This window comes from Methylobacterium sp. WL18 (genome assembly GCF_008040015.1).
GTDB lineage: Bacteria > Pseudomonadota > Alphaproteobacteria > Rhizobiales > Beijerinckiaceae > Methylobacterium > Methylobacterium mesophilicum.
Map to the genome: position 1 here is coordinate 1 of NZ_VRVD01000465.1, position 3776 is coordinate 3776.

The 3776-nt window shown below is 71.7% G+C and carries 2 protein-coding genes and 2 pseudogenes; all 4 read right to left on the reverse strand.

Translation table 11 applies throughout. From position 1 onward, the window contains the following. Window positions 1–793 (reverse strand): annotated as a pseudogene (locus FV228_RS33790) (hypothetical protein); the annotation flags it as partial. After that, window positions 790–2052, reverse strand: a complete 1263-nt coding sequence (locus tag FV228_RS22985) for a chemotaxis protein (RefSeq protein ID WP_147856713.1) — start codon at window positions 2050–2052, stop codon at window positions 790–792. The gene FV228_RS22985 and the pseudogene FV228_RS33790, both read right to left, overlap by 4 nt. Next, on the reverse strand, window positions 2049–3338 hold the full coding sequence (locus FV228_RS22990; protein ID WP_147856714.1) for a MotB family protein: 1290 nt from the start codon (window positions 3336–3338) through the stop codon (window positions 2049–2051). The genes FV228_RS22985 and FV228_RS22990 overlap by 4 nt, the downstream gene beginning before the upstream one ends. 2 nt (window positions 3339–3340) lie before the next feature. After that, window positions 3341–3776 (reverse strand): annotated as a pseudogene (locus tag FV228_RS33350) (hypothetical protein); the annotation flags it as partial.

Consider the following 3776-nt stretch of genomic DNA (forward strand, 5'->3'; position numbering starts at 1 on the left):
GCGCGCCGGCGCCCGCGACGACGGGCTGGAAATGAACCGCGCGGCCCAGCACCGCGACGTTGCCCGCAGCGGCGCGAAGGACCTTCGCGACGTCCGCGTGCGTGGGCCCGTCTGCGCGCGTGGGTCCTTCCACGCGCGTGGGTCCTTCCGCGTGCGTGGGTCTGTCCGCCCGCGTGAGGCCGTCTGCGCGCGTGGGGCCGTCCGTGGGCGCAGGTTCGTTCCTGCGCGCGGGCTCGTCCGCATGCGTGGCCTCATCCGTACTTGTGGGTCCGTCCGCGCGCGTGGCCTCGTTCGTGTGGGGTGGGTCCGCATCCACGCTCCCGGCCAGGGCCGATGCGGATCCCGATGACGGTTCGCGAACCGGCGCTCCCGTGGAACCGAGTGCGGACGCCGACAGGCTTCCGGTTCCGGGAACGGTCGGTGCCGCAGCAGGCCGATCCCGGGTGGCCGTCGCGGATTCGGAAGAAGCCGCGGTGAGAGCGGGCGGTGCCGCAACGCGCAGGAGCTCTGCCACCAGGGCTGCGGCAGAGCCTGCCGGCATTCCGGGTGCGGCCGGGGCCGCGACGGTTGCCTCCGGAACAGCATCGCCCTCGGCGTCGTCGGGCTTGGCCTTCGCGGCGTCGTCCTTGGCCGGGGACGCCGGACCGGTCCCCGAGAGCTCGCGCAGGACAGTCCCGAAGGCGCTCTCGCGTCCCGTCCCCTGCTGCGGCGCATCGCCGTTCGCATTGGCCGGCACGATCTCGCGATCCGGCTTCGGGGTGGGATTCGGAACCGCGGCGGAGATCGGATTCACGGGTTTGACTTCCGAAGGAGTTGATCGATCCGGCCAATCATGGCCTCGGCTTTGGGGATCAGGCTGCCGGGTTCGTCGGCTGCCGCCTGGACCTGCGCACGCTTCGACGATTCGGCATCCGGCGGGGTGGCGGACCGGGCCAGCCCCCGTCCGATCTGGTCGGCCATCGACAGGGCGGCGTCGAGGAGTTGGACGTCGCGCGCCGGCAGCCTCGCCCGGTCCACCGCTTTGAGCTTCTGCAGGGCCGTCTGGAACGTCGCCAGGGTCACGATCTCGGCGGCGGCGCGGTAGAGCTGGGCCTGCGTCGCCTCCAGGCTGTCCGGGGCGCAGAACAGCAGCGCCTTGTCGGACGCCATGAGGGCCGTGCCGGTCTTGCCCTCCTGGACCGCCGTCCGGGCGATCAGCAGGTAGAGGTCCCGCCGGCTCTCGGGCGCGAGTTCGTTCATGATCCGGGTGAAGGCCGCGAAGCGGGCCTCGTCCTGGCCGAAATTCAGCTGCGTCAGCTGAAAGGCGAAGCGTTGCCGGAAGTTGCCCGCGTAGATCGAGTGCTGGAAGCGGCGCAGGTACTGGATGGCCAGCACTTCGAACTTCTTCAGGTCGCCGCCCTGCCCGAGCGCGAAGATCTCGCGGCGCAGCGCGCCTTCCTCGACGAGGGTCCCCGGCAACAGCAGGCGGACGCGATCGAGGAGGTCGATCGCGCGGACCGGGTTCTCGTTCACCGTGAGGGCGGCCTGCGTGAGGGCGATCGCCCCGGCGAGCGTCGGCGGCAGGGTCGCCGTGTCGATGTCCTTGAGCAGGCGGCTCGCCTCGGCCTCCTGGCCGTCGATATAGGCCAGCGCACCGCGCGCGAGATTCGTCTCGGGCGTGTCTGGGCTGTCCTTCTTGGTCAGGCGCCGCAGGATCGCCGGGCCGCCGCCGCTCAGGGCGAAGACGATGGCCGCCTGCACGTTATGCCGATCGGCCCAGACCTCCGGCGGGGCCATGAGGAGGTCGCCCTCGATCCGGGCCATGAGCACCGGCTGGCTCTCGTGCGCCGCCAGGGACCCGACGGCGATCCGATCCTGCAGCAATTGCAGCGTGCGCACCCACTCGACCGGGCCGGCCTTCCGGGCCTGCGGGTCTGCGGCCGGTGCCGGCCGGGACACATCGGACGCCGGAGGTTGCGCCGTCTCGGTCGCCGGCGGCTCCGGATCTGCGCAGACCGGATACGGGCACAGGGTGAGAAGGGCGCCGAGGGCGCTTCGCGCGATCCGCCTCATCCCGACGCGCCCTGCAGGAGGATCTCGATCCGGCGGTTCTCCGGCGCCTTCGGGTCCGCAATGTTCCGCGGCATCCGGTCGGCGGCGCCCTCGATCCGGGTGATCCGTGCCTCGTCGATCCCCGCCCGCGTCAGCATGTACGACGCGATATGGGCGCGGGCGGTCGACAGCCGCCAATTGTCGTAGACCTCCGAGCGGAACGGGCGGCTGTCGGTATGGCCGCGGACGACGATCTTGCCCGGCCGTCCGGCCAGCACCTTCGCGAGGCGCTCCATGGCCCTGACCATCTCGGGCCGAGGCTCGGCCGAGCCCACGCCGAACATGCTGAATTTCAGATCGTCCGTCACGTTGATCAGGAGGCCCTCCGGTGTCCCCTGAACCTCGACATGCGGCCCGGCTGCCCCCGAGGCGGATGGCGGGAAGATCCTGGCGATCTCCGCTTTCAGCGCAGCCTGATCGGCCTGGGCGGCGGTCTGCGGTGCGGCGGCGGCCGCTGCCTGCGCCGCGACGGGCGGCTGACCTTGTGGGACCTGGGCCCCGTCCGGCCCGTTCACGGGCGTCTTGGCATCCTTCGAGTCCTTGGCGTCCTTCGAGTCTTTGAGGTCCTTCGAGTCCTTGGCGACCTTCGCGTCCTTGGGGTTCTCCTTGCCCTCGGCGCTCTCCGGAACGGTCGCGGAGGTGCGTCCGGCGCTGCGGGCGTCGGCCTGGGCCCGGGCCGCCGGGGGGGTAATCCCGGTGGACGCGGACCGGTCCGTCTTCGCGGGCGCGACCGTGACCACCTGCCAGTACAGCGGATCGAACGGGTCGCGCGCGATGTCGCCGCCCCGCCGTCCCGCTTCGCCGACATCGCCGATCGTCGCGCTCTGAGGCTTGTCCGGGTCGGGTTCGGTGGCCAGGTTCGCCAGCACCGCGTAGGGGTCCTGGAACAGCTCCCGTTCCCGCGCCACCGAGCCCGGCGGCAGGGCGCCGGACTTCTCAGGCTGATTCGCGCCGGATTCCGGCAGGTTCGCCTTGTCGCCCGGCCGCGGATCGGACGCGTTGGGCTGGGGATCGCTCAACCCTTTCTTGGACGGCAGGGCCTCGGACAGGCTGATCGGGTTGAAGTAGTTGGCGATGCTGGTCTTCGTCTCCTCGTTCGTGGCCTTGGTCAGCCACAGGACGAGGAACAGCGCCATCATGGCGGTCATGAAGTCGGCGAGCGCGATCTTCCAGACGCCGCCGTGATGCTCCCCGTCCTCGTCTCCGCCCCGGCGGACGATGATGATCTCGGTCTGCTCGTCGGCCATGCTCAGCGATCCTCGACCAGGGCGGCGACGCGCGCGCCCCACGCCTGAAGCTGCGTCTCGACCACCGTGCCGTTCATCCGCACGCGCAGGTCGGGGCTGCCGTCGCAGGCGGCGACGAGCCGGCCGGGCGGCAGGTCCAGGCGCTTTGCGAGCGCGTCCACGAGATCCGCGGGGCCAGTCACCGCGAGCGTTCCCGAGCGGTCGTCCGCCAGCACGGACGCAACGGTCGCGTGCAGGTCGCGGATCGCTTCGCGCCGCAGGCCCTCGGCCAGGAAGGGCTGCAGGACCCGCGTCAGGCTCCGCGCCAGGTCGGCCTCCAGCGTCCGGATCTGCTCGGCGAAGCGGCTCGCCAGGACGGCCGATTCCGCGTCCACCCAGCGTTGCCGGGCCTCTGCGAGGGCGGCCGCGCCGGCTTCCCGCTCGGCCGCAACGGCAGCC